Genomic DNA, 23669 nt, shown 5'->3' with positions numbered 1-23669 from the left:
CGCAACATCACGCTGGAACAGCGCTCGACGTCCTCGCCCAGTTCTTCGGTGTCCTCCGGAGTACTTCCTGAACGAGGAGGTTTCGAACTCGTCAGAGCGCAACTTGGACTTGCGACAGCTTTACGTGATATCAAAATTCGCAATTTGGCATTGCGAGCCGAGGGCCTATCCTCAGCCAGTCTGGACGCCCTGCTGACGATGGTGAACGAGGCACGCAGGGTTCAGGAACTACCCAACATAAGTCCTCCGGGGCGGAGAACCCGTAAGCAAACATTTGACAACCTGCAGCTTTTCTCCAATCGCGTGAAAGTCGACTGGAGATGGAAGTTACCGTGTCCATCTGCGTGACCGCCTATCGACGTTGCCCGGGAAGGGGTGGGGAGGGATCCATGCCGTACCGATACCTCAGGCTGCGTCAGCGATGTCTGCCTTTGCTTAACCAGATCGACTTCCCACGACCGTTCTCGGCCCACGCCCTGTGCCGAACCATCGCCAGCCAACGGGGGAGGCAGATTCATCTTCACCCCCTGCCGCCGGAAGCTTCGTCGACCGGCGCCTGCGGGGTGTTGCTGGCCACCGCCACCGCCGACCACATCTTCTACGAAAGCCAGACGTCGCATGTGCATCAGGAGCACATAGTGCTCCACGAATTAGGCCACTTACTCTTCAACCATCACAGAGTTGACGCTAGATACACAGCCGTGATGGGCGACCTTCTGCCCGATCTGAGCGACAGCCTAGTGACCCGTCTCCTCGGACGCACCAACTACACCACGCGCCAGGAGCAGGAAGCAGAAACGCTCGCGAGCCTGATACGGACGAGCGCGGACCGAGCAAACCGTTACCAGCCGCGCAGCGTGACTGGCAAGTTAGGAGCCGCCCTGGGGATAGAGACATCAGAAGATGAATGACCTGGACGAGCTCGGGCGATCGCTTACATACCCCAGCGTCATTATCCTCTGGTCCGCTGCCCTTATACGTCTCCCAGGGGCTGCTCGCTCGCCGCATCAACGTGGGTTGTGGCTGGCTGTGGTCACCGCAGCTATGGCCATGGCGCTGAATGCACCGGCCGGACACACACTGACGTCCTATCTCGGCCCAGCCCACCGCATTTCCCTGGCCAAAACATGTTCGAGTCCTGTCAGCTTACTGCCGTGCTCTACTTCGTTGCCTCCTCCGCTGGCGGCCGTCGTCTCCGCTCAACCTTATGCATAGCGTTGGGCATCACGCTGGGGGTGCTTCCCGTGCTCGACCTGCTGGCCTCCCGGCACGGAGAGCACAATATTCCTCCTGCCGCTGGCGACCCGGTCTTCTCCTACCCGTTCTGGTTAATCTTGATGGTGGCTCACCTTGTTGCCAACTTCACCTGCGCGTCTGTCTGCATGCGGTACGGCTGGCGCGCGAGCACTCGCTCGGTCAGAGTCAGCTTGCATCTGTTCGGGATCGGTACGGCACTCGCTGGAGTGTACTGGCTGGACTTTGCTTCGGCTCACGGCAGGCATCGGTTGGCCCACGGCGGTCATGCCCCTATTGATGAATCTGCACGGCCTGTTCAGAGCAGCGGCCATCTTGGTGCCGTCCGTCGTTACTATTGGCCGGAAGACCGCCACGATAGTGACCACGTGGCGTCTGTGGCCACCTGGCGCGAACTGGTGGATGCTGTCCCGCACGTGGTTCTGGCTAGGCCTCAGAAGAGGCTGCTCGAGACCCTCTGGCCGGCCGTCCCGCGCGAACTTTTGCTTTACCGCAAAGTAATAGAGACTCGGGACGCCATCCTCGTCCTCAACAGCTACGTGGCCGCCGGTACGTGGGATCACGCGCGCTGTCACGTGGCCGAGGCTCATGTCTCCCAGACCAAGGCCGAGGCAACGACGCTTGCGTGCGTGTTGAGAAGAGCCCGCAACGACAAGCTCGCCGGCATACCGCCGCAACCGCCCGTTGACGGTTCCGGAAGCTTCGACAACGGCGACCTTGATAGCGAGAAGACATTCCTCCTCGACGTGGCGCAAGCCTACGCATCGACCCCGGCTCGGACCTTTACTACGCATCCGAACCTATCCGATAGCATGTGAGTTTACCGCCACTTTCAACCGACGGCTCGCGGACGACGGGCGCGATCTCGCATAGTGCGCCGGGACTTGTTTTATACCCCGGGGTCTTTCTGCTGTTGAAACGGCGTCTCCGAATGAGGAATGCGCCGCACTGACACACTGAGCGCAGCGAACCCTTGCAAGGTCATCCCTTGTCGTCCCGTGGGGTGAGATCAAAGCCGAAGGGGACAGTCCCAGGATCGAGCGCGGTCACGCCACCATCCACAGTCAGCACCGCGCCGTTGACGAAGGATGCGGCCGGCGACAACAACCAGGCAATAGCCTCCGCGACTTCGTGAGGCTCCCCTGGGCGGCGCGTCGGCACCAACCGAGTTGCCTCCTCGTATGCCTCCTCGACTCCGCCAGCGGCCAATCCGGCATCCTCGGCAAACCGAGCCATGCGGCGGTCAGCCATCTCCGTGCGCACCCAACTGGGGCACACAGTGTTAGCCCGCAATCCGCGCGGGCCGTAGTCGACCACCAGCGAGCGACACAACTGCAGCAGCGCCGCCTTGGACGTGGCGTAGACAGCGTTGCGAACTCCGTTACGTAATGCGGATACCGAGGCGACCGCAACTACTGAGCCACGACTCTTCAACAGGTGGGGCAGGGCCGCCCGCATGAGCAGAAAGGGCCCTGTGAGATTCGTACGTAGGACTGCCTCCCAGTCCTCGTCGGACAGTTCCCCTACGCTTCCGCGGGCCAATACCTGCATTGAGCACCAACCCGTCAAGCCGACCGTAACGCGCCATGGCAGCCTCAACAATGCCGTGGACGGCATCTGGGTCTGCGGCATCGGCCGGGTATGCAAGAGCTCCAGTCTCCCTAGCGACCTGGTGTAGCGGTTCCGACCGCCGCCCAGAGATGACCACGGCGTGGCCGGTCGCTCGTAGCAGCCGCACGGTGGCTGCGCCGATACCGGTCCTTCCCCCAGTAACGACGACAACGCGCTGGTCAGTCATGGCTGTTCAGCCTCCAGTTGCTCGCAGATCCATGACCCATCCTACGGGCGCGCTAATTGGGCGGCCGAGGTGACGCTGCAGATTGAGACACTATCCAGTTGATCAATCTAATTCGCCATATCGCTGCGGCGACAGGCGGCAAAGGTATGGCAGGCGCCAGCCGCACGGTCGTATTGCTGTCGGTCGCCAACTTGGGGTTGCGGCATGTGTCGATCAGGCCGTAGTCACCTGTCGGTGTGCCACTGACGATCACCGGTTACGCCTGGGCCGCGGTCTTCTGCTTGAGGCGTTCGTAGGGTGTTTGGCCGCTGAGGCCGCCGTGGGGGCGATGGTAGTTGTAGTAGTCCTCCCACTCGCGCAGCTTGTCGTTGAAGACCTCGGCGTCGTCGATGATGACGCCGTCGAGGAGCCGGTAGAACTCTTCGGCGTCGATGCGGTGGGAGCGTTCGACCTTGCCGTTCAGACGTGGTGTGCGGGGCTTGATGTAGGTGTGGGCGATGCCCTTGTCGAGAACGTGCCAGTGGAAGGCAGTCTGGAACTCGGCGCCGTTGTCGGTCTGGATCACCTCGACCTGGAACGGCAGGCGCTGGATGACGTAGTCGAGGAACTGAATGGCCGTCTTCTGGTTCAGCGCGGGATAGATCCGCAGGATGCGCAGGCGAGTGCAGTCGTCGATGGCCGTGAACTGGTAGTACTTGTTGCGGCCGCCGCGCCGTCCCTGGGCTGCGGAGGCGAGGGGCTCGATGAACTTCACGTCGATCTGCACGCGGTGGCCGGGCAGCTGCTTCTCGTACCACCGCTTGTCGTGGCGCTTGTAGCGTTGCGAGGCTGGCAGGCGGCCCATGTCCAGGCGGTGCAGGATCCGCCACACGCCCGACTTGCTGATGGTGACGTCGTGGTACCGCTTGAGGTACATCGCGATCTTCTCCGGGCCGAAGTGGTAGTTCTGCCGCAGGTAGATGATCTTCCCGACCACCTCGACGTGCGTCGCGTTCGGCGACGTCTTCGGCGCCTTGGAGCGGGTGCGCAGCCCTCGGCTCCTCGGCCTGGTAGCGGCGGTACCACGTGTAGTACGCCTGCCGGCTGATCCCGAAGTACCGGCAGGACATCGCGACGTTCCCGGTGACCTCTTCGACATGGCGTATCACCGCCAGCCGCCGCTTGCCCTCACGGTCAAGCGGCGGGGCGGTGGGAGTGGACTTCGGCATGTGGATCTCCGTAGTGATCAGAGACCCAGGTGTCAACGATGATCGTCAGTTTTAGATCCGCCCACCCAGTTGAGCTCGCAGTACAGCACGCAGGTGGCGGATGACCTCGAGCGCAACCTCAAAGAACAGGAACGAATCAGCGGTGAAATCGAAGCACTCAAAGCACAGTTGGTCGCTCTGGAGCAGGACCACACCGTCCTGGTGAACATCCAGCAGGCCCTCGGGACCTCAGCAGCACCCGCTGTATCCGAGCCCACCGCAGCAGTTCCCGCACCCCGCAAGAAGAAGGCTGCCGCGTCGAAGGCCGGCAAGCAGCCGCGCGCTAAGAAGTCCGCCACGCCGGCCCCCAAGCAGACCCGCAAGAAGAACGCGTCCGAGGCATCCGCCGTAACATCGGCCCAGCCCACCCTCGTCGACCTGGTCCGCGAGCATCTGACAGGCCAGAGCGAGCCTCGCTCCGCAGCCGAAATCACGGCCGGGCTCGACAAACAGCACCCCGAGCGCAACATCAAGACCACCGTCGTGCGCACCACGCTCGAAAACCTCGTGGCCAAGAACCAGGCTCAGCGCACCAAGCAGGGCTCGTCCGTCTTCTACACCGCCGCAGAGGCCGCCGGAGCTGCCGCACAGGACAAGTCGGCAGAACAGCAGTCTGCGGGCTCTAACCGCTGAACCGTGACGGTGCCGTAGCCGATCTCGATCGAGCCTTGAGTTGACTACTCAAGCCGGGTTTGACTCACTGCCTTCCGTGGGCACTCGGCCTGTTCAGTAGGAGAACTCGATGTAGTCGACGTCGGTAAGTCGTACCAGGTGCAGACCGCTGCGGCCTGTCGAGACTCTGAAGTACGACTCGCCTATCCCATCGGCGACGATGCTGCGCAGGTCTCGCTCACTGGCGCCGCTGCGTCGGGCCTCGAACAGACGTGCCGGGTAAGGGTGATGCAGGGTCTCTGACAGGGAGCGGACACGGCCGTCGTCGGAGGATCCTGCTGCCGCGTTGAAGCCGAACCATCCGCGGAAGTGCACCCACAGACTGTGCTGCTGCTCGGCGAGAACTCGGTGGGCCCGCCGACGGATGGGGCTGCCACAGCCGGATGACGTCTTTGAGGATGGCCTGGCTCAGCGCCTCGATCGGTCGCCCGCCCGTTCGCCACTTCGGTTGGTGATGATGCGCTGCAGGGCCTGGGGGTGGTGTTGAGGCGGCTGGCAAGGGTGGCGAGGTCCGTGTCGGGACATAAGGAAGCGTAAGCGGGCCCGGTCCGAGCAGGGGCTGACGAGTCCAATGGTGGGCATCGGCGATGTCGAGGGCTTCTGCAACGGAGTCGGTGTGGAGTCGGTCGAGCATCTGTGTTCCTTCAGGGCGGCAAGGCGCCCGCGCAACTGGCGGACGGTCTTCGTCCGCGAGACGGAGGTGGAGGGTCGGGATCGGCGGGTGGGTGGGTGGCAGGGAGAGGCGGAGAGCCTGCTCGACGTCGGTGTGCTCCCAGGTGGGATGGACAGCGGGTTGGGGGCGTCTGGGTGGCTCCCGCAGAGCCGCGAGGCGGCGGGCGGCGTCCATCAGCAGCGTCGTCCAGGCCGGAATCGCTGGAAGGCCGTTGCTCACCTGGGTGTGGAGGGCTTTGATCTGTTGGTTGTTGTATCCGGTCAGTGCTGCCACGGCGACACAGGCGGCGTGGACGGGTGGGCGACGGGTGGGATGCGGTCGGCGATCTGGGCGGGGTGGAGGTGGTCTTGGTGTGGCCAGGCAGGGGCAGGGGTGGGGGCCGGGGGTAGGACGAGGGCGTGAAGACGACGGTGCGGCCCCTGGGGCTGGGGTGGCATACGGAACTGCAGTCTGCGCGTCGCGCGGCGCGGAAGGGTGCGCGGTGTTGCCACCACGGGTAGTCGGCGAGTTGTCGCGGGCGGGTTGCTCCAGTGGGCGGCTTGCGGCGCGTCGGCTGTCCAGGAGTCGGTGTTCGATGGTCTCCAGCAGGCTGAGGGTCGTCAGTGGATGGGACCGTTGCACAGCAGGGTCGCGGATGCCGGTGCGGCGCGAGCGCGAGCACTGCTCCCACTGCCCTGTGCTGAGCCGGTGGCGCGCGGCGGTCAGGTGGCGGATGCCCAGAGTGATCCAGGCTGCCGCGATGCGCCAGCTGCGGTCGGTGTTGGTGGCCCATGCGGGCAGGCCGTGGTCGTCATCGGGGAGGGGCAGGTGTTTACCGAGTGCGCGGATCAGGTCGTGGGCCAGGTAGGGGCCGTTTCCTGCGAGCGGGGAGGTGGACGGTGATGCGTCCGTGGCGGGGCTGGTGTGCAGCGAATGCCAGGCGCATGTAGTCCTGTTCATCGCGCGTGGTGACGATGACGGTGGGGTGGGAAGCGTGGTGTTCTGGCGTGGTGGCCAGGTCGGGTTCCACTCGCTGTCGTGGCGTGAGCCGTCCGGACCGGCCGAGGGCGGGTGGGGGTCATGGCGCCCCGGGCGAGGGGTGAGGTGGCGCAGGAGTGCGTCGGGTTCGGTGTGGGCGGGTCGGGTGGTGGTGCGGTAGGTGAGGGTGGCCCAGCGGCGGTTGCCGGGCCCACATCTGGTCGAGGTGCACCAGCAGGTCGGGGTCGGTGGTCTTCCAGTGGAGTGGAAGGCAGGAATCACGGTGGTGATCTGGGTGGCGTCGAGGGGTGGAGTTCGTGCCAGCAGGTCACGCGTGAGGCGAGCATGGGCGTGGTGCGCAGGGTGCGGAGGCGGTGGCTGCTGGCGGCCAGCACCATGGCGATGCGGGTGTGGGGGTCGTCGTAGAGGTAGCGGAGGTACTCCAGGCAGGAGGCGGAGAGCTGGTGGGCTTCGTCGATGGCCAGCAGCCGGGGCGGGTGGTGCAGGGCGTGGCGGATGAGGTCGTCGCTGGTGCCGGGGTCCTTGGGGGGCTGTCCTGGCAGGCCCAGGGCGTGGTGGAGGCTGTGGCGGAGGTCGCCGGGGCGGGCCTGGGGCTGGGGCAGGATCCGGATGGCGTGCCAGGCGGGGTGCTGGTCGAGCAAGGTGTGCAGGGTGAAGGTTTGCCTGCCCTGCGGGTGCGGTCAGGCACATCATGCCGTGCTCGGTGACGGTGGCCTCGAGGGCGGTGGCCGCGGCGGTGACCTGGAGGGTGTGGACGGTGCGGGCGCCGGTGAGGCCGAGGTGGTGGCGGGCGAAACGGACGGTTCCGTGAGCGGTGGCGACCGGGGTGGTGCGGGTGGTCCGGCGGGAGAGGGCGGTGGTGTTCATCGGTCGTCGTCGCTGCGGACGGGGCGGGCGGGTCGGGATCGGCGGATGGCCCAGCGGGCGAGGGTCTCGTCGACTTCGCTCAGGCCGCGGCGCTTCATGCCCTCGAGTACATGGTGGGTGATCTTGGACCACATGCGGAAGGTGCCGCCGCCAGCTTCCTGATCGATGAAGTCGATCAGCTCGGGTGAGGCGTTGGCCCAGATGGGGTGGAACAGGGGGATGTTCTTGGCGACCTCCGCGGGCTCCATGGGCGTGAATTCCTGCCAGATATAGATCCGGGAGGCGAGAGCGGGCTCGTTGTACAGAGTCTTGTAGCACTCCTCGCCGCCGACGAAGAGGACGGCGGGTCGGCTCTTTCCCTTGCCGGTGTCGTACAAGTGGCGGACGAACTCGAAGCATTCGCGGCTGAATTGCTGGGCTTCGTCGCAGACCAGGATGTAGGGGCGGCGGGCCAGGGCGCGCTTGAGGAGCCGGTCGAACTCGCTGGGGTGGGCGGGGGGCTTGCCTTCCAGGTGCAGGACGTCGAAGAGCTCCATGCGAATGTCACGCGGGGTGGGGCGGGAGCGGAACTGCAGGAGCAGGACGAGGTCGGCGGCGACTTCCTTCAGTGCGGCCCGCACGGAGAAGGTCTTGCCGAGTCCGGCGTCGCCGTAGATGCAGGACATGGCGCGGGCGTCGATGGTGTCGGCGATGTTCTCGCCGGCCTCCAGCAGTGCTTCGGTGGCGACGATGCGGGCGTCGGGAAGGTCGAGGTAGAAGTCGGGGTCTGCGCCACTGTCGTCGGGGGCGGAGGCGGTGGTGGTGTTGGTCATGATGGCTGCTCCTTGCGGAGATGAGGGGTGGGCGGGGGCAGGCATGGTCGGGTTGAGCAGTTGGTGGGCGGTCCCGAGGTGTCGGCCGGTTGCGGGGTCGTGGACTTCGATCTCCTCGGTGTGAGAGCCGGGTTCGATGGTGACGCGGGCACCGATGTGGGCGAGCGCAAAGAGGGCACTGTAGGTGCGGCCTCGCCGGTGGATGTGCCCGTGCGGGCTGATGGTGCGGACCTCAGCCGAGGGGGTGGGGTCATCGGGCAGTGCTGTTCTCCTCGGTGCTGGCAGGTGCGGGCATCGCCCAGCGGGCGCCAGGGGTGACGCGGCGGGGCATGTATCCGGCGGGTACGCCGTCGTCCTTGGCCCGCGATCGGCGGGTGGAGGCGAGTTCGGCGGCGGCCTGGGCGCGGGTCATGGTTCCGGCGGTGCGTGCGGGCTCGGCCTGGGTGACGGCCTGGAAGCGGCGACGGCGGCGGCGCTTGGCGTCGGCCAGGTCGCGGCGCAGGCGGCGTACTCGTTCGTCGCGGGCCTCGTATACGGCGCGGATTTCGTCCTCGCTGGCCTCGTCGGCGAGGTGCGCGGTGCCGAGGTGCTGGTCTGTGTGGGCGTCGAAGACCTCGATGGCGCGGGGGTGGTGGGGCTGGTAGCGGATACGGACCTGGGTGCCGGTGCGGCCGGTCATCCACGCGCCGACGTAGTCGCGGTTCTGCCAGCGGATGCCGTGGCCGTGGATGATGCGGGTTGAGCGCTCCTCCTCGAGGAGGAAGACATGCAGGTCCTCCAGCGGCGGCCTCGCAGCGGCGGTGTCGTCGCTGAGCCAGCTCTCCAGAGGGGTGACGTCGCCGTAGCCCTGCATGCGGTGTTCGGCGTTGCGGGTGCGTACCCATTTCGCGAACAGGTCGACGAATGCCTCAAAGGACAGGGCGGGGTCCTTGTCCCCGACCCGCCGTTTGGTGTCCAGTTTCTGGGCCTTGGTGTAGCGGGGCAGGGTGGAGAAAAACATGCTGGTCGCTGCCCGGTTGAGGTTTTCGATGCTGCCTTTGCGGTGGGGGGTGTACGGCGGCAGGACGTCCACCTGACACTGAAGCAGCCCATAGCTTCGGTAACGGCCCGAGAGGAAGTCCCTGCCTCGGTCGATGCGGATGCGTCGGGGCAGTCCGCCTGCTGGGCCGTGCACTTCGTCGGTGAGGATGCAGGCGCGTAGGGCGGCCAAGATCGATGCACGGTGCGGGTAATGGGGCGTGACGGCCCACCCCATGGTCATGCCGGTGTGGCAGTCGCAGAACCAGGTGACCCAGGGTTTGACGAGGCGTCCGTCTGCCCAGACCAGGATGGGAACCTGCTTGTGATCGCCTTCCCATTCCTCGTTACGGCAGGTGGGCGGGCGGCGCAGGTGGGGGTCATGCGCGCGGGAGGCGGGGATGCCTTCGCGCAGGCCTGCCAGGTCGCCCGGGGGAAGATCCCGTTTCACAGTGCGGTGCAGAGTGGACAGGCTCGGGACATCCCGCGCATCGGCGGCTTCGTCGAGCATCTCGAGGTGGACGGCCTTGATGTTCCCGTGGTGGTAGGCGAGCTTGATGCGGATTTCCTCGGTGATGGTGAACCGGGGGCGTTCGGGGAGGTCGGCGGTGCCCAGGGCCTGGGCCTTCTCCAGACGTCGCCACACGGTGCGCTCGTGGACGCCCAGGGTGCGGGCGACGGTCTTCACGTCGGCGCTGGTCATGTCACTGCGCTGACGCAGCTCCATCAGGGAGCGAACCGCGGCCGCCAGCAGCTTCTTCTTCTCCCGTCGGCGCCGTGGGGCGTGCTCTGGGTCGTCGGACGAGGCGTCAGTCGATGTCCGGGGCACCGGTGTACTCCCTTCAGAGATGCGATGGATGCTGCAGGTGAGATCGAGCGGGAATGCGGTCAGCCGAGGATGCCGATGTGTCGCACGAAGTAGTAGGAACGGTGGTCGGACTCCATCTCACCATGAGGCCCGCCACAGGTGCTCCATCTCCAGGGAGTCCTGCCGCGCCCAAGCTGCGATGATCGCGTTCCAACGCCAGATGTTTTTCCACCGGACCCGCAGGTCGCGCCGGTGGCGGGCCTCAACGGACTCCTGGTCGACGGGGTGGATCTCGATCCTGGTGCCGCCGTCCGCGTTGAGCACGCGAGTCAGGTAGGGGGCGATGTTGCGGCGACGCAGTTCCCTGAAGACCTGCTGCAGGCGCTGTTGCTCCTCGGGGCCGGGGTGGACCTTCGCCCGCCACGCGGCGACGGTGTCGGCATCGGCGGTGATGCCATGGGCGTGGAGCGCGTCGGCCGCGGACTTCTTCTTCACCAGATAGCCCAGCGCCTGTTGGAGGAGCTCCTCGTCGCTGCGTCTCCACGCGACATCGTCGAAGACTCGCCTGTCCAGGCTCTCGGCCAGGCACGTCCTCCTCAACGCCCTGGGCACCCAACTCTCCGTGTCCCATTGCCATTTCCTTCATCTCGTTGGTGAGCGCGGTGACAACCCGGGCGGTCCAGCCGCAGGCGGTGGATGTGGCGTGCCAGGTTGGAGCGCGTCGCCGCGGCGGTCTGGTACGGCGAGTGCAACGGTCCATGCGCGCCAGCCCTTGTGGGGTGATGTGCGCAGGGCGGGTGTCGGGCGCTGCTGTGCAAGCGCCGGTGAGCTGCAACTTAAGCCGCTGGCTGGTCTGGTGGATCAGTTCAGGTCGTTACGGAAGCAGGGCTGGCACAGCCGACCTGTTGTTGCATTTCGAGCTTTGATTTGTCGCGAATATGACAGGTGGGATGCATCGGTGTTCGGTCGCCAGGAGTGCCGATTCGCCACTGCTGAGCCTTACGTTTCGGCTGGGCGAGGTTGCGTCCTGCGTACAGCGGCGCCAGTTGGCCTACGGAGCGGCACGCGGTCCACAAGCAAGGAAAGTGCAGCTTGAGGCATCAGGAGCGGAGAGGCGTGCGGGTGCTGGCCGTGCGTCCGGGCTTTCCGGGGTTCCTTACGTTTTTCCGTAAGGATTTGTATGGGCCGCCCTTGGGTGCCGGATTCTGTCGCCGTGCTTCGTTAGCGACTCGGGCGGGTGACGCGTGTCCGCCGCAGTGGGCCGGGGCACTGTAGCGGCGAGGTCTGACAATGACTGCCCGAGCGCGGATGCGAACTCGCACGCCGATTGACGCAGTTGTCTGATTCTCACCTCTACGCGTGCGGTTACCTGCGCGTATCCGGGTGCGGGGTCTCTGCTCAGCCAACACACCTCCCGTTGAAGCCAACAGGGCACGGCGGCCGGATTCTGTGCACGCTCAGAGGTTGGGAACGCTTCTGTAAAGCCCGGCCGGCATGAGGTGCCGTGTGATCGGTGCTCATCACGTCGCAGCTGGACGGTCTGCCGGGGGCGCCTGGCAGTACCCACGGTCCATGGGGCACTGTGTGGTTCGACCTTCTACGGGCGGCTGGCCCCGTCGACGCGCTAAGGATCTTGAGAGGTGAGCGGGATCGCTGCTCCGGACTATGACTTTGCGAGCTTGTCACCCTACGACTTCGAAGTGTTCGTCCGTGACTTGCTGTCCGCGCAGGATCACTTGATCTATTCCACCTACCGGGTGGGTGCAGACGGGGGCATCGACCTGAAGGCGGCCACGGAGAAGGGCTGGGTGGTGGCGCAATGCAAGCACACGCCCTCTGCGGACAAGGGCTCAGTTCTCCGGGCCGCCAGGATCGAGGCGGGCAAGGCGGCAGGCATGGGTCTCGCACCTGTCCGGTACGTCTTCGTCACGTCCGCTGAACTGACCCCTGGCACCGAGAGGGAGACACAGGAGGCCCTTGCGGGGGTCGCCGATACGGTGGAGGTGTACGGGCGGGGCTGGCTCAATGCCGTGCTCGCCTTGCACCCCGAGGTCGAGCGACGTCATTTCAAACTGTGGGTCTCCTGGACACAGGCGGTACGCGCCATGATGCAGGACGGAGTCTTCCTGCGCGGTGAGTCCAGGATCCAGCGCATCGAGCGCAACTACCTCCGCTTCGTGCATCACGAGACCTGCGAGGTCGCCGAGTTGGCACTCGAGGAGTACGGCTGTGTGCTGCTGAGCGGGGCGCCCGGTGCGGGCAAGACGACAATCGCCGAGTACCTGTTGCTGCTGTGGTGGCACCGCGGCTTTCGGGTGGTCGTGGACCCGCGGACCGTCGATCAGTGGTGGGCGTGGCTCGAGGACGACACTCCCACGGTGTTCTTCTTCGACGACGCCTGGGGCCAGACGCACCATCAGGACCACGGTTCACGTCACCACGACACGGACATGTCCGAGTTCATCGAGTCGGTAGTGGAGCGGCAGAGCAGTGGCACTGCATCCAAGGTTTTGATCATGACGAGTCGGGTGCAGGTCTTGCAGGACACGGTGCGGCTCAGTGACGCCTCCCGACGCGCGGTCGAACGACTCGCACACTGTCACGTTCCGGTGGAGCGCCTCCCCTACGACGTCCGCTGCCGGATGCTGTTCAACCATGTCCACCTCGCCGTGACCAATCCGCAGACTCGGCAGGACCTTTCCATCGGCTCTTGGTGGCAACGGGTGGCCAGCCACCAGAACTACTCCCCTCGTCTCATCGAGATCGTCGTTCGGCGCAATGGGGCGAAAAGTGCCCAGGAGCTGATCAACAACCTGGAGGAGGCTCTGGAGAACCCTCACGAGATCTGGGGGGCGAGTTTCCGTGCGCTTCCGCCGGTCGATCAGCAGTTGCTGCTGGCCCTGTCGCTAATGGATTCGCAATTGGTGCTGTGGCAGGAGGTCGTCCGACGGCTGGGGAGCTTTCCGTCATCGGAGTTTCACGTCGATGCCGCCGTCGAGCGGCTCAACGGATCATGGATCACGAAGGCGTCCCATGCCGGAAGCCAGGGTCTGACCTTGGCCGATCCCAGCCAACGGGACTTCCTCATACGGTATTTGTCCATAAGCCCCGGCGCAATGACTGCCATCATCAGGAATTCGGTGAAATTTGATGATCTGATTCCTGTGTGCAGGCGGGGTGAGGCTATCGAGCTGGAATTCAACCTGCGGCTGTTCTCCAGCGGCGAAGACCTGTTCCGCAGTGTTCTCGACACGTGTGCACGGGAGTTGCTGGTCCGGCTGCGGGAACTGTGGGACCTCTACGCATGCGATGCGGCAGATCTCGCCAGCGGGAGCTTTCGGGAACTGACCTCGCTCGTCGAAGCTCTGACGCTGAGCGTGCGCTTTCACGGTGACCGCCATGCAGCCCCTGGGGCAGCGCTGCCGGCTGACTGGTTCGGCGCCGCCCTCTCGCGTGTCGCCCGGCTCGTGGACGGATTGGGCATGACATCCATTGAGCCGCTGGCGGAATTGGTTACGGAACTCGCTGCGGCGATCGAGAGCGCCAGTCCCCTCTGGCCGGCGGGCCACTCGCTCCTCTATCCGATCTCTCAGATCCGCGCCGTGATCAGTCACGCCTGGGCCAGCCACGAACCGCGGATCGCCCACCACCAGAGCACCGGCTACGAAGCAGATCTGGTCGAGGCGCTGGTCCAGTACGCCAACTCCCTGGCCGGTCTTGGTCTGGGGCCGACCGTCGACACGTACTCGCCTGACAAGGTCGACGCCTATCTGGCACGTCACCTCGATGACTACGACCCGGATGACATAGCCGAGCAAATCGACTCGATCGAGGATGTCGTCGGATGGAACTTCACCGACACCCGCGAGCGTCTATCCCCTCTGCTCGACGCCGAGGAGGAACAGACGCTGTCCTCGCCCAGACGGGCCCCCGCTGTACTGCCCCGCCCTACTCCTGTGGTCGCGTCTCCTGCTGACACCACTGCCTCCGTGGCAGCCTTGTTCCGGTCCTTGGGCACTTCATCGACGCCGGGAAGGACTTGACGTCGTCGCGGGCGCAGGCCTTGTGGTGGACGTGACCTTCTGAGAGACCTACCGCCGTCACGGCCCGAGGGCACGGCAGCGGGTGAGCCGACCGCAAGGCCCGACATCCTCGCAGGCGCTGAGACCTACGCCCGGCAGGTCACGGCAGGTGACTTCACCGTCTACTGCGGCCGGTATCCCTACGCCGCTGGGTGACCGCCGCTCGTCCGCGGAGCACAGGAGCAGCGGTCACACCATGAGGGCCCCGCTCTCGCCCCGCTGGTCTGTGAACAGGGGGCACTCAGTGAGGGTTCTTTCGCGGCCAGCACCACCCGAGACTGAGAGCCGTTGATGTCGCCACGGTCCTCACCCGGCAGCGGAGTAGCTGCAGGGGGCCTATAGGAAGTGCCGCAAAGCTGTCCTGGCCTGATGCCACTATCTACCAGCACCTGATGCCACTGAACGCCAGTCGATCGAAGGCACTTGCACCAGGCCAGAGAGCCGATTCTCGAAGGTCGGCGATGTCAGAGCAGCGGCACTCCGCCACTGGCACTGGAACGGCACTTCACACCTGGAGAACCATGAGGATCAGCCAAGGCTGATCAGCGCGAGGAGCGGCTGGCGTCGGTCCGGCGGACCGAGCTGCGGCGCATCTGGAACCTGATGACCGATGCGGGGTGGAGACCTACTCCCCGACAGCGCCCGGAGGTGCACCGCTGGCGCCAGGCGCAGCGGGAGCACTGGGAGCGCGAGACCGGTGAGGCCACCCGGGTCTGATCAGCTACCGGATCGGGCGCAGCGGACCGATCCGGCGCACCCCGGGGCTGCTGTGGTGACGAACTACGCGTACGGGCGGTCGGTGGAGGAGGCCGTCGCCAAGGTGCGTATGGCGTTGGAGCGGCCGGGCGGGGTGGCGGGGACCAGGGCCTGTACCGGGTGGTGGAGGTGAGTGAGGAGAGTCTGTCCAACGAGGCGCGTCAGCAGGAGGAGGCGCGTGGGCGGTTCCTCACCGCCGTCATGGAGGCCGCCGACACCGCCGTGGGTGATCGTGAGCCGGGCCGTCCGAGCCCGGAGCTGTTCGGCGTTCTGGATGACTTTTTCACTCGCGCCGTCGGCTTCCCCGGCCAGCTCGGCATCCTCGGGGAGGGTGAGGACGTCGTGCAGCTGCGAGCCAGCCAGGCCACGTGTGGCTTCACCGAGGGCACCGACGCCAACGGGCACCTGCACTCCAGCTACCCCGGCCAGGCCCCTGGCCCGCCTGCTCCTGGCGCACCTCGATCACCACGGTCTGGCTGACGAAACGCGGCTTTACGGCACGGAAGAAAAGGAAGGATGATGACCGGTAATCAGCGTGAGGCAGCTCAGCGTGAGGCTATTGACGCTGTTCTCCGTGTTCTGGAATTGCCTGCAAGATCGCTTGTGCCGGAGCGGGGGCTGCGGGCGCAGGTGATCATGGCGACCGGGTCGGGCAAGACCCGGGTTGCGGCCCGCAGCTCCGAGGAGCTCTACGCGGGTCGTGTGCTGGTGCTCGTGCCGTCGCTGGATCTGCTCGTCCAGACCGAGACCGCGTGGCGGGAGGCTGGCCGCCGGGGCCCGATGATCGGTGTCTCGTCCCTGCGGGGGGAGGAAGCCTCCTTCCCCAACACCACGGACGTGGCCGAACTGGTCGACTGGGTGCGCCCGTTGGACAGGGTCACGGTGTTCGCCACGTACGCCTCGCTCGGGCTGGGCGCGCTGGAGCGCGCGCACAAGGCCGGTCTTCCGGGCTGGGATCTGATTGTGGTCGATGAGGCGCACCGGACGTCGGGGCGGCTGGGCAAGCCGTGGGCGGTCGTTCACGACAACGCCCGCATTCCGTCCCTGCGTCGCTTGTACATGACGGCCACGCCCCGGGTGTGGCAGCTGGACGAGGACTCCGAGGGCGCGCCGGGTGAGCTGGTGGCGAGCATGGAGGACGACCCGGACGGCCCGTTCGGCAGCAGGGCGTACACGCTGACGCTGTCGGAGGCGGTCGATCGGGGGATCTGTGCGCCGTACCAGGTGGTGTGCGTGGACATCACCGACACCCGGCTCCAAGCCGCCCAGCTCCTGGGCGCGGAAGGCCGCTCGGACCAGGTGCGCGGAGCGCGGCTCGCTGCTCTGCAGACCGCGTTGGTGAAGGCGTCCTCGGAGGAGAACTTCCGGCGCACGCTCGTCTTTCACCACGTGGTGAAGGAGGCCGAGGCGTTCGCGGCCGGTCTTCCGGACGTCGCCGCGCAGCTGCACGCCGCCGGCCCTGAGCTGTACCCGCGCACGATCTGGGCGGACTGGCTGTGCGGGGAGCACAAGCCGCTCTACCGCCGGCGCCTGCTGGGCGAGTTCGCCGACGGGATCGCCGCGGACGGCACGGTCGTGGAGAAGTGCTTCCTGTGCTCGGTGAAGGTCCTGGGTGAGGGCGTCGACACCAAGCACTGCGACTCCGTCTATTGGGCCGATGTCCGCGGCTCCATGCCCGACCTCGTCCAGGCCGTCGGCCGCGCGTTGCGGATGCAGCCGGGCGAGGGGAAGGTGGCCAGCCTGGTCGTGCCGGTCCTGCTGGGTCCGGGCGAGACGGCCGACAACATGCTCACGAGCAGGGCGTTCGGCGGGCTGGCGAAGCTGCTGGAAGCACTCAGGGCGCACGACGCCCGGGCCGTGGAGGCTCTGGCGCAGCAGCAGGCCCCCAGCGCCTACAAGCCCGTCCAGAAGGCCACACAGGGCGAGGAAAGCCGTGGTGAGGGGAACGGGTCCGGTGGGCCGTCGGTGTCCGCGCGGTCGCTGTTGAAGTTCTCCACGCCGCGTGACCCGGCGCAGCTGGCGGCGTTCATCAACCTGCGGGTCCTCAATCCCGAGCGCGAGCACTGGCGGCGCGGTGTGGAGGCCGCCGTCATTTACAACCGGCTGCACGGCGACCTGAAGGTGCCATTCACGTACCGCGTGCCCGGCGGTGACGACCGGGCGGTGGAGACCGAGGGGTGGCCGGTCTCGCTCGCCGCGTTCCCGCTGGGGCAGTGGATCGCCGACGCCCGCCGCTTCTACGCCCGCGGCGACATGGACGCCGACCGCATCGAACAGCTGGAGAAGCTGGGGATGGTGTGGTCGCATTTCGACGTCGCGTGGGAGGAAGGACTCGCGGCAGCGCGCGGGTGGGCCGAGCGGAACGGGCACCTTCTCGCGCCGCTGGACGCCACGCACCAGGGGTACCGCGTGGGCATCTGGCTGAAGAACGCGCGGGCCGCCGCCCGGAAGGCTGCCGAGAACGAGCAGCGGCGTGCCGAGGGCCTGCCCGTGGAGTCGGCAGCCGGGGCGCTGTCGGAAGAGCGCCGCGAGCAGCTGGAGGACATCGACCCGTCATGGTGCCCGGCCTGGCCCGTGGGATGGCAGCGCGCCTTCCACCTGGTCCGGCAGCATCTGGAGGCCGGTGGCGCGCTGCCGACCGAGCCGGGCGTGGTCGTGCACCAGAGTGAGGATCTGGGGCGGTGGGTGCGAGCGCAGCGCCTGGGGTGGGACAAGCTCACCACCGTGCAGCAGTGGATGTGTGAGCAGATCCTCGGGATCGAGCCCGCGGCCGAGGACGAGAAGCCCCAGCCGCGCCGTACGCAGGCCGACAAGTGGGCGATGAACTACCAGGCCGCCCGGCAGTTCTACGAACGCGAGGGGCACCTTCAGGTGCCGCGCAAGCACGTGGAGACGATCGTGCTCGGTGTCGACGGCGAGCATCAGGAGGAGCGGGAGCTCCGACTCGGTGCGTGGATCGGGAACCAGCGCAGCCGGGCCGCGACGCTGTCGCCGGAGCGGGTGGAGCAGCTGTCCGCGATCGGCATGCGGTGGTCGTAGCCGTGGCGGTCACAGTCGCAGGGGTGCCGGGCAGGCCGAGTCGTCCGCGCTCAGAAGGGAGGTTCGTCGCTGTAGACCTGCTGACTGCTGGTCTTCTTTTGCGGCGTTCCGGTGGCCCAAGGATCGTCCTGAGGGTGCTGCGGAGTGCCCCACCCCCTTGAGGGCGCATTGCCTCCCCAGCCCCCCGTGGGGGCGGGCGGCGGTGACAGCTCCGGAACCGGAGCTAGCTGAGGGGAACGTCATCCACTTCAGCACCGTCAACAGCGTCGTTCCACAGATCGCGTATGTACTCACGAAGCGTGCGGGTGTCGTTGTCCTCGTCGTAGTCGGAGGAGTCAGAGAACCTTCTCCACGTCGGGTCACGGTCTGCCATACGGCAGAGAACCTCGTGCACCGCTCTCACCTTGGGCCAGGTGCTGGTCGTCTCGCCTTTGAGGAGCCTGCGGACCGTCTCACGGCTCACCATTACGCGGTCGGGTTGAGGCCCTTGAGAGGCGGCTGCAGCGATGCTGGCCGGTGAGGGGCGCCCTGCTGCGCGGAAGTAGGTAAACAGCTCACCCACGAAGGTCCTCCTGGGCCCGCGCGGGAGCTCATCCTCACTCGGCATTCGCAGAATCTGGGGCATGCCTAACTCCCGCTCGCTATGGCCTATTTGAACCTGAACAGCCTAGCTTGGACCAGGCATGACACCCATCAGAAGCAAGAAGGGACCACCATCGCCCAACAAGACCCCGTCAAAGCCTCGGGAAGACAAGCCTCTGCGTGGTTTGCCGCGTGAAAGCACAGAAGAACTTTCTTCAGCAAAGCACTGTTTTCGCTGGTCAGCGCGCTATTCGGGGTGCTTTCGTTGGTGTCAGCCGCCCCACCGGACGCAGTGGTGTCTCAACAGGCGGACAGCGGCAGTGCCGTCGCCGTAAACGGCGACGGCCCCCTGGTGGGCAGGGAGCCGTCTGGAGAAGACCGAACATCCTCGACGAAGCAGAAGCTCAAGTCCATGACCGAGATTACGGGTCCGACCTCGGCACCGAAACCCCCCAGTACGTCCCGGTGGGCGGCACGCGCACGACGGATTCGCCACGAGGCCTGCCTCTACCTGCTCCGCGGCGCAGCGACTGCCGCCGGAGGCGCCCTCGTGGCGTACGGCGGCGTCTGGCTCCACTCTCGCTGACGCCAATCCAGACCAACACCGGCCTTGGAACGATTGCGCCCTCGTTCGGGCCTTGCATCCGCTCCATCTGGTGAGCAGCAGGGCCGGACAGGATGATCTCGTCCGGCCCTGCTGTCGTCGGGTCAGCCGAAGTGGTGTACCGCTCCATGACAGCCGCACCGACTGCAGATACCACTCCACCGCAGTAAGCCCGCCCATCCTCAACACCCCACCAGCGAAAAACCCCAACCTGACATGCCGTCACTGACACCAACCCACCGACACCAAACCGGCACATCGCAGCGAGACACTCGCCACCGCATCTTCACTGGTACGAGTGAAGATGCTTCAGGGCTGCATGTGCACCCTGGTCGATGGGTAACCAGCGGCCTCTCACGACCCGGACGGCTCACCAAAGCCGTTGTCGCCGCGCAATGTAGGCCCCCGACTCGAAGAACGGAGAGGGCACGTCATCACCACCGTCGACAGCTCGATATTGAGCACCCAGCTCCGCCGGATGTTCGCCTTTCTGGACACCGACCAGGACGGTTACCTCACCGAACAGGATCTGACGGCCATCGTTCGTGCGCTGGAGACGGTGAAACGTCAGTTCTGGTTGCTTTGGTGGGATCGGTGACGGAGGAGCCAATGGCGAGCAGTGGTGTCACGGATCGTGTGATGTTCGACCTTCCGGATCTGTCGTTCCCCCTCACGGGCGCCTTCCCCCGTGATGACGCCCTTGACCTGGTGCGTGAGGTATGCGTGTGGAGTCACCTGCACGGGCTGGTAGGTCCGCGGGGGCGGGACCGAATGGAGACCTCCGGGATCCTGGATGTCGGGTTGGCGTTGACGGGAGGAGGGGAACAGGAGCGCGCGCTGCTGCTGATGCAGTGGTTCGTCTGGACGCTGGTGCTCGACGACCGGGTTGACGACGGGCAGTGGGCCGATGACGGCGTCCTGAAGCGGTTCGCGCAGCGGGCGCTGTGCGTTCTCCGTGGCCGGCATGATGCCGACGGCGCTGATGAGGACCCCATGCTGAAGGTCCTCGCGGAGGACCTTCTGCCGCGGACGCGTCGCCTGCTCGCCTCAGGCAAGGAAGCAGCCTTCGTCGGTCACGTGGGTCGTCACCTGGAAGCGCAGTGCCGGATGGTCGGCCATCGAGTGGGACAGGCGGACACGCTCGTGCTGACGCTGGAGGAATATCCGGCGTTCCGGGCCGATCTGTTCGGCGTGGACATCCTCTTCGACCTCATCGAGTTGGTGCACGAGCTGCAGCCGCCGAACACCGGCGTGCTGGGGGCCGGCGTCTCCCGATTGCGCGCTTGTGCCGGCGATGTCCTGGGCTGGGTGAACGACCTGTACTCCCTGGAGAAGGACCTGCTGCTGGGTGAGAACGCGAACTTGGTCAAGGTTGCCCACCGCCAGTGGGGCTGCTCCTGGCAGCAGGCTGTCGACGGGGTCCGTGACATGATCTGTGACCGGGTCTCGGCGTTCGAGAAGGAGAGATCGCAGCTCCCCGGGACGGGCGGGGAGGCGGCCGAGGTCCGGCGGCTCGCCGAGGTGCTGGCCGCAGCGATGGCTGACGTCCTGGCCTGGCACCAGACCTCCAGCCGCTACCACTGGCACGGCCGGCCCGTGGCGGCGGTCGACACCCGGCGCACTCCGCTGAGTCTGATGTGGACGCAGTTCGAGAGGGACCCTTTCCCCGTGTACGCGCGGCTGCGTGCGCATTTTCCCCTCATGCGCGATGAGCCCTTGGACGCATGGGTGGTCAGCCGTTACCGCGACGTCCGCGCCGCTCTGTGCGATCCGCGCTTCACCTCGGACAACTACTCCTGGCAGAGCGGTCCGATGGTGGGACGCATCCTGCTGGAGATGAACGGCTCGGAACACACCGCGCACCGGGCGGTGATGTCCCCGGCCTTTCGTGGCCGTGCCCTGACCGCCCTGCGCGGGGCCGCCTTCGATGCTGCCGAGGAACTCGCCGGCCGGGCCGCTGAGGAGGTCCGCCTGCAGGGCAGCACCGACCTGGTCACCTCGTTCTGCCAGGAACTGCCTATCCGCGTCATGACGGCTGTCCTGGGCCTACCGGTCGACGACGCGCCGCGACTGCGGCCCTGGTACAACGCGGGCATGTCCTTCGTGGCCGACCACCGGCAGGACCCGGCCACCCTCCAGCGCGGCCTGGACGCCTCAAAAGCCCTTTTCGCCTACCTGGAACCGCATATCGACGCCCGGCGGGCCGAGCCCGGCGACGACCTCCTTTCGGCACTGTGCACGAGAGAGATCGACGGTCGGCTGCTGACCGACCGCGAGGTTCAGGGGACGTGCAGCCTTCTGCTGGCCGCCGGGGCCGACACCAGCGAGAAGGCCCTCGCTCTCTTCCTCACCAACCTCGTCGAACACCCCGATACGCAAACCGCCGTGGCGGACAGCCCGGACCTGCTGGAGGCAGCCTGGGCCGAGTCGCTACGCCGGGACCCGCCCACGCACGTCATCGTGCGCCAGACCGCTCAAGCCGTCGACCTACCCAGCGGCACCGTGCCGGCCGGCTCCACCGTCGCCTGCCTGCTGGCATCCGCCAACCGTGACCCCGAGTTCTTCTCGGACCCCGACCGTTTCGACGTCCACCGCCCCGAGCGGATAGACAGGGAATTCGCCGCTTCAGCCACCCACCTGGCCTTCGGCGCGGGCCGGCACTTCTGCCTCGGAGCCCACCTGGCCCGCCTTCTCGGCCAAACCGTCTCGGTCCTGCTCCGCCACTTGCCGGGACTGCAGTGGGCCGACGGCTTCACGCCCGTCCCACACGGGCTCATCAGCAGGACGACCCCCCACCTGAAGGTCACGGCCCGGCTATGACCCAGCACACCGATTCCTCCGATGAGCAACCACGGCGCCGCGGGTCGCAGGACTATCCCCAGGGCGTCTTCGCACACCGGATCACGACCGAACTCGACCGGCTCCTCACCCTGCAGGCTGACTGGGACGTCACGACCCAGCGCATCATCCGAGGTCTGCACCCTGAGCCCGGCTGGGACTGCCTGGAGCTGGGCGCCGGAGCAGGATCCATCGCCCGCTGGCTGGCCGGTACCTGCTCCCATGGACGCACCACAGCCACCGACATCGACACCGGTTACCTTTCCGGCGACCTGCCCGGAAATCTGCATGTCCTGCGCCATGACGTCACCCGCGACGACTTCGCGCCGAGCAGCTTCGACCTCATCCATGCCCGGGCCCTGTTCGTCCACATCCCCGCCCGCCAGGAGATCCTGACCAAGGTCGCGCGCTGGCTCAGACCCGGTGGGTGGCTCGTCGTGGAGGACCCCGACGTCTTCCCCGCCCAGTCTTCACCCCACCCGCTCTTCCGCAAGGTCGCGCTCGTAAGCGCCGATCTCCTCAGCAGCACCCTGGGAACCGACTTGCGCTGGCCGAGGACCCAGCCCACCCCCCTCCTCCAGGCCGGACTCACCCAGCCCGGACTGCACATCGGTGTCGGGACCGTCGGTGACCACAGCCCGTCCCACCAGCTGTGGCAAGCCACCTTCAACCAGATCCGCCCCGCGCTCCTCGAACGGAACCTGCTCACTCCCGACGAGGCGGTAGAACTCGAAGTCCTCGTCACCTCCCCCACCTTTCTTGACGCCTGCCTGGCAACAGTTTCCGCATGGGCGCGACGTGCTCAGCCTCAACACCAGTGACTTAAGTGGTCGTGGCTCTTGCTCTGATTGCTGGGTTGCTCGGGGCGGTGCGCCAGCGTGGAGCGATGGTGACGGCGTCTGCTGCGGAGCGGGTGGGCTGCGGCCAGGCGAAGTGCTCGTCTCGTTTGACCCCGAAGTTGGACACCTTGCGCTTGACGACGCGAGGATTGGAACATTTGCGACGAGGGGGTAAGAGGCGTCCGGTGATGAACCGCTCCGGGATCGGTGGAGGCTTTATGCGTTGACTCCAGCTGCCGGTTGGGGCTGGTGTTGAGCGTAGTAGTTGGTCTCGTGTTCGTGGGGCGGGATGTCGCCGATGGCGGTGTGGAGGCGCTGGTTGTTGAACCAGTCGACCCATTCCGTGGTGGCGAGTTCGACGTCAGCGAGGCCGTGCCAGGGCTTGCGGGGCTTGATCAGCTCCGTTTTGTAGAGGCCGATCCGGGACTCCATGAGTGCGTTGTCCAGGGCGTCGCCGACTGTGCCGATCGAGGCGTCGATGCCGGCGTCGAGGAGGTGGGCGGCGAAGGCGAACGACGTGTATTGACTGCCCGCGTCGGAATGATGAATCAGCCCTGGTCCGACAGGGTTCCGGCCCGGTCGCGGCGCCATAGGGCCATGTCCAGGGCATCGAGGGCCGGACCTGGGCGGGCGACATGACCGAGATCGACACCGGCGAGGGCAAGCTCTACCTGGCAACGGTGATCGATCTGTTCTCCCGTCGGCTGCTCGGCTACGCGATGGGCGCCCGGCACGACGCCGAGCTGGTGGTGGCCTCACTCAACATGGCCGCGGCCACCCGGGCGGCGACGCCCGCGGCGTGA

General features: G+C 66.4%; 17 protein-coding genes and 3 pseudogenes. 10 read left to right on the top strand and 10 right to left on the bottom strand.

What is annotated here, in order from left to right:
* From HYQ63_RS44135 to HYQ63_RS43905, 3 genes and pseudogenes are all read left to right on the top strand, one after another.
* Nucleotides 1-348 (top strand): annotated as a pseudogene (locus tag HYQ63_RS44135) (hypothetical protein); the annotation flags it as partial.
* Nucleotides 349-389: 41 nt separating this feature from the next.
* A complete protein-coding gene (locus HYQ63_RS43910) occupies nucleotides 390-911 on the top strand; it encodes an ImmA/IrrE family metallo-endopeptidase (protein WP_179932008.1) in 522 nt (173 codons plus the stop codon).
* A gap of 333 nt (nucleotides 912-1244) precedes the next feature.
* Nucleotides 1245-2072, top strand: coding sequence for a DUF6545 domain-containing protein (locus tag HYQ63_RS43905; protein WP_179939579.1), 828 nt, complete (start codon nucleotides 1245-1247; stop codon nucleotides 2070-2072).
* A 163-nt stretch (nucleotides 2073-2235) separates the two neighbouring features.
* Here the strand turns inward: HYQ63_RS43905 and HYQ63_RS43900 are convergent.
* Together HYQ63_RS43900 and HYQ63_RS43895 are read right to left on the bottom strand one after the other, a co-directional pair.
* Nucleotides 2236-3052: pseudogene (locus HYQ63_RS43900) on the bottom strand (SDR family NAD(P)-dependent oxidoreductase).
* 256 nt (nucleotides 3053-3308) lie between these two features.
* On the bottom strand, nucleotides 3309-4028 hold the full coding sequence (locus tag HYQ63_RS43895) for an integrase core domain-containing protein (protein WP_373689190.1): 720 nt from the start codon (nucleotides 4026-4028) through the stop codon (nucleotides 3309-3311).
* Nucleotides 4029-4353: 325 nt separating this feature from the next.
* On the opposite strand from HYQ63_RS43895, the gene HYQ63_RS43890 reads away from it, so the two are divergent.
* Complete coding sequence (locus HYQ63_RS43890; protein WP_373688998.1) at nucleotides 4354-4932, top strand: hypothetical protein; 579 nt, start codon at nucleotides 4354-4356, stop codon at nucleotides 4930-4932.
* Between the two features lie 93 nt (nucleotides 4933-5025).
* Here HYQ63_RS43890 and HYQ63_RS43885 read toward each other — a convergent pair whose 3' ends face one another.
* From HYQ63_RS43885 to HYQ63_RS43865, 5 genes are all read right to left on the bottom strand, one after another.
* The gene (locus HYQ63_RS43885) at nucleotides 5026-5286 is read right to left on the bottom strand and encodes a hypothetical protein (protein ID WP_179939577.1); all 261 of its coding nucleotides are present in this window, start codon (nucleotides 5284-5286) and stop codon (nucleotides 5026-5028) included.
* A 1593-nt stretch (nucleotides 5287-6879) separates the two neighbouring features.
* Complete coding sequence (locus HYQ63_RS43880; protein WP_306664889.1) at nucleotides 6880-7272, bottom strand: ATP-binding protein; 393 nt, start codon at nucleotides 7270-7272, stop codon at nucleotides 6880-6882.
* Between the two features lie 213 nt (nucleotides 7273-7485).
* The gene (locus tag HYQ63_RS43875) at nucleotides 7486-8301 is read right to left on the bottom strand and encodes an ATP-binding protein (RefSeq protein ID WP_179932016.1); all 816 of its coding nucleotides are present in this window, start codon (nucleotides 8299-8301) and stop codon (nucleotides 7486-7488) included.
* A 250-nt stretch (nucleotides 8302-8551) separates the two neighbouring features.
* Nucleotides 8552-10147, bottom strand: coding sequence for a Mu transposase C-terminal domain-containing protein (locus tag HYQ63_RS43870; protein WP_179939575.1), 1596 nt, complete (start codon nucleotides 10145-10147; stop codon nucleotides 8552-8554).
* A 117-nt stretch (nucleotides 10148-10264) separates the two neighbouring features.
* Nucleotides 10265-10738 (bottom strand): hypothetical protein, encoded by a 474-nt coding sequence (locus HYQ63_RS43865; protein WP_179939574.1) that lies wholly within the window; start codon nucleotides 10736-10738, stop codon nucleotides 10265-10267.
* A 1028-nt stretch (nucleotides 10739-11766) separates the two neighbouring features.
* Between HYQ63_RS43865 and HYQ63_RS43860 the strand changes: the two genes are divergently transcribed.
* Nucleotides 11767-14169: a restriction endonuclease gene (locus tag HYQ63_RS43860; protein WP_179939573.1), complete on the top strand. Its 2403-nt coding sequence runs from the start codon at nucleotides 11767-11769 to the stop codon at nucleotides 14167-14169.
* A gap of 819 nt (nucleotides 14170-14988) precedes the next feature.
* Here HYQ63_RS43860 and HYQ63_RS43855 read toward each other — a convergent pair.
* Nucleotides 14989-15369 (bottom strand): hypothetical protein, encoded by a 381-nt coding sequence (locus HYQ63_RS43855; RefSeq protein WP_179932021.1) that lies wholly within the window; start codon nucleotides 15367-15369, stop codon nucleotides 14989-14991.
* A gap of 114 nt (nucleotides 15370-15483) precedes the next feature.
* On the opposite strand from HYQ63_RS43855, the gene HYQ63_RS43850 reads away from it, so the two are divergent.
* Complete coding sequence (locus HYQ63_RS43850; RefSeq protein ID WP_179941163.1) at nucleotides 15484-18003, top strand: DEAD/DEAH box helicase; 2520 nt, start codon at nucleotides 15484-15486, stop codon at nucleotides 18001-18003.
* 223 nt (nucleotides 18004-18226) lie between these two features.
* Here HYQ63_RS43850 and HYQ63_RS43845 read toward each other — a convergent pair whose 3' ends face one another.
* Complete coding sequence (locus HYQ63_RS43845) at nucleotides 18227-18628, bottom strand: hypothetical protein (RefSeq protein WP_179939572.1); 402 nt, start codon at nucleotides 18626-18628, stop codon at nucleotides 18227-18229.
* Between the two features lie 1018 nt (nucleotides 18629-19646).
* Between HYQ63_RS43845 and HYQ63_RS43840 the strand changes: the two genes are divergently transcribed.
* Genes HYQ63_RS43840 through HYQ63_RS43830 form a run of 3 tightly spaced genes read left to right on the top strand, consistent with a single transcriptional unit; the run spans nucleotide 19647 to nucleotide 22848 of the window.
* Nucleotides 19647-19787 carry an EF-hand domain-containing protein gene (locus HYQ63_RS43840; RefSeq protein WP_179932022.1) on the top strand — a complete coding sequence of 47 codons (141 nt, stop codon included), beginning with the start codon at nucleotides 19647-19649 and terminating at the stop codon, nucleotides 19785-19787.
* An 11-nt stretch (nucleotides 19788-19798) separates the two neighbouring features.
* Nucleotides 19799-22009, top strand: coding sequence for a cytochrome P450 (locus HYQ63_RS43835; RefSeq protein WP_179939571.1), 2211 nt, complete (start codon nucleotides 19799-19801; stop codon nucleotides 22007-22009).
* Entirely contained in the window at nucleotides 22006-22848 is an 843-nt protein-coding gene (locus tag HYQ63_RS43830; RefSeq protein ID WP_179939570.1) for a class I SAM-dependent methyltransferase, read from the top strand. Before HYQ63_RS43835 ends, HYQ63_RS43830 begins: the two co-directional genes overlap by 4 nt.
* Nucleotides 22849-23082: 234 nt before the next feature.
* On the opposite strand, the pseudogene HYQ63_RS43825 reads toward HYQ63_RS43830, so the two are convergent.
* Nucleotides 23083-23421 (bottom strand): annotated as a pseudogene (locus tag HYQ63_RS43825) (integrase core domain-containing protein); the annotation flags it as partial.
* Nucleotides 23422-23474: 53 nt separating this feature from the next.
* On the opposite strand from HYQ63_RS43825, the gene HYQ63_RS43820 reads away from it, so the two are divergent.
* Nucleotides 23475-23669, top strand: a complete 195-nt coding sequence (locus HYQ63_RS43820) for a DDE-type integrase/transposase/recombinase (RefSeq protein ID WP_257232714.1) — start codon at nucleotides 23475-23477, stop codon at nucleotides 23667-23669.

The sequence above is a fragment of the Streptomyces sp. Rer75 genome (assembly GCF_013414305.1).
In the GTDB taxonomy this organism is placed as follows: Bacteria; Actinomycetota; Actinomycetes; order Streptomycetales; family Streptomycetaceae; genus Streptomyces; species Streptomyces himastatinicus.
Note: the sequence above shows the minus strand (reverse complement) of the source record. Positions and strands in the feature narration are given on the sequence as shown.

What these genes read in the sequence shown, in the direction of transcription:
- HYQ63_RS43910 (WP_179932008.1), top strand. Translation starts at nt 390, where the DNA reads ATGCCGTACCGATACCTCAGGCTGCGTCAGCGATGTCTGCCTTTGCTT.
- HYQ63_RS43875 (WP_179932016.1), bottom strand. Translation starts at nt 8,301, where the DNA reads ATGACCAACACCACCACCGCCTCCGCCCCCGACGACAGTGGCGCAGAC.
- HYQ63_RS43850 (WP_179941163.1), top strand. Translation starts at nt 15,484, where the DNA reads ATGACCGGTAATCAGCGTGAGGCAGCTCAGCGTGAGGCTATTGACGCT.
- HYQ63_RS43845 (WP_179939572.1), bottom strand. Translation starts at nt 18,628, where the DNA reads ATGCCCCAGATTCTGCGAATGCCGAGTGAGGATGAGCTCCCGCGCGGG.
- HYQ63_RS43835 (WP_179939571.1), top strand. Translation starts at nt 19,799, where the DNA reads ATGGCGAGCAGTGGTGTCACGGATCGTGTGATGTTCGACCTTCCGGAT.
- HYQ63_RS43830 (WP_179939570.1), top strand. Translation starts at nt 22,006, where the DNA reads ATGACCCAGCACACCGATTCCTCCGATGAGCAACCACGGCGCCGCGGG.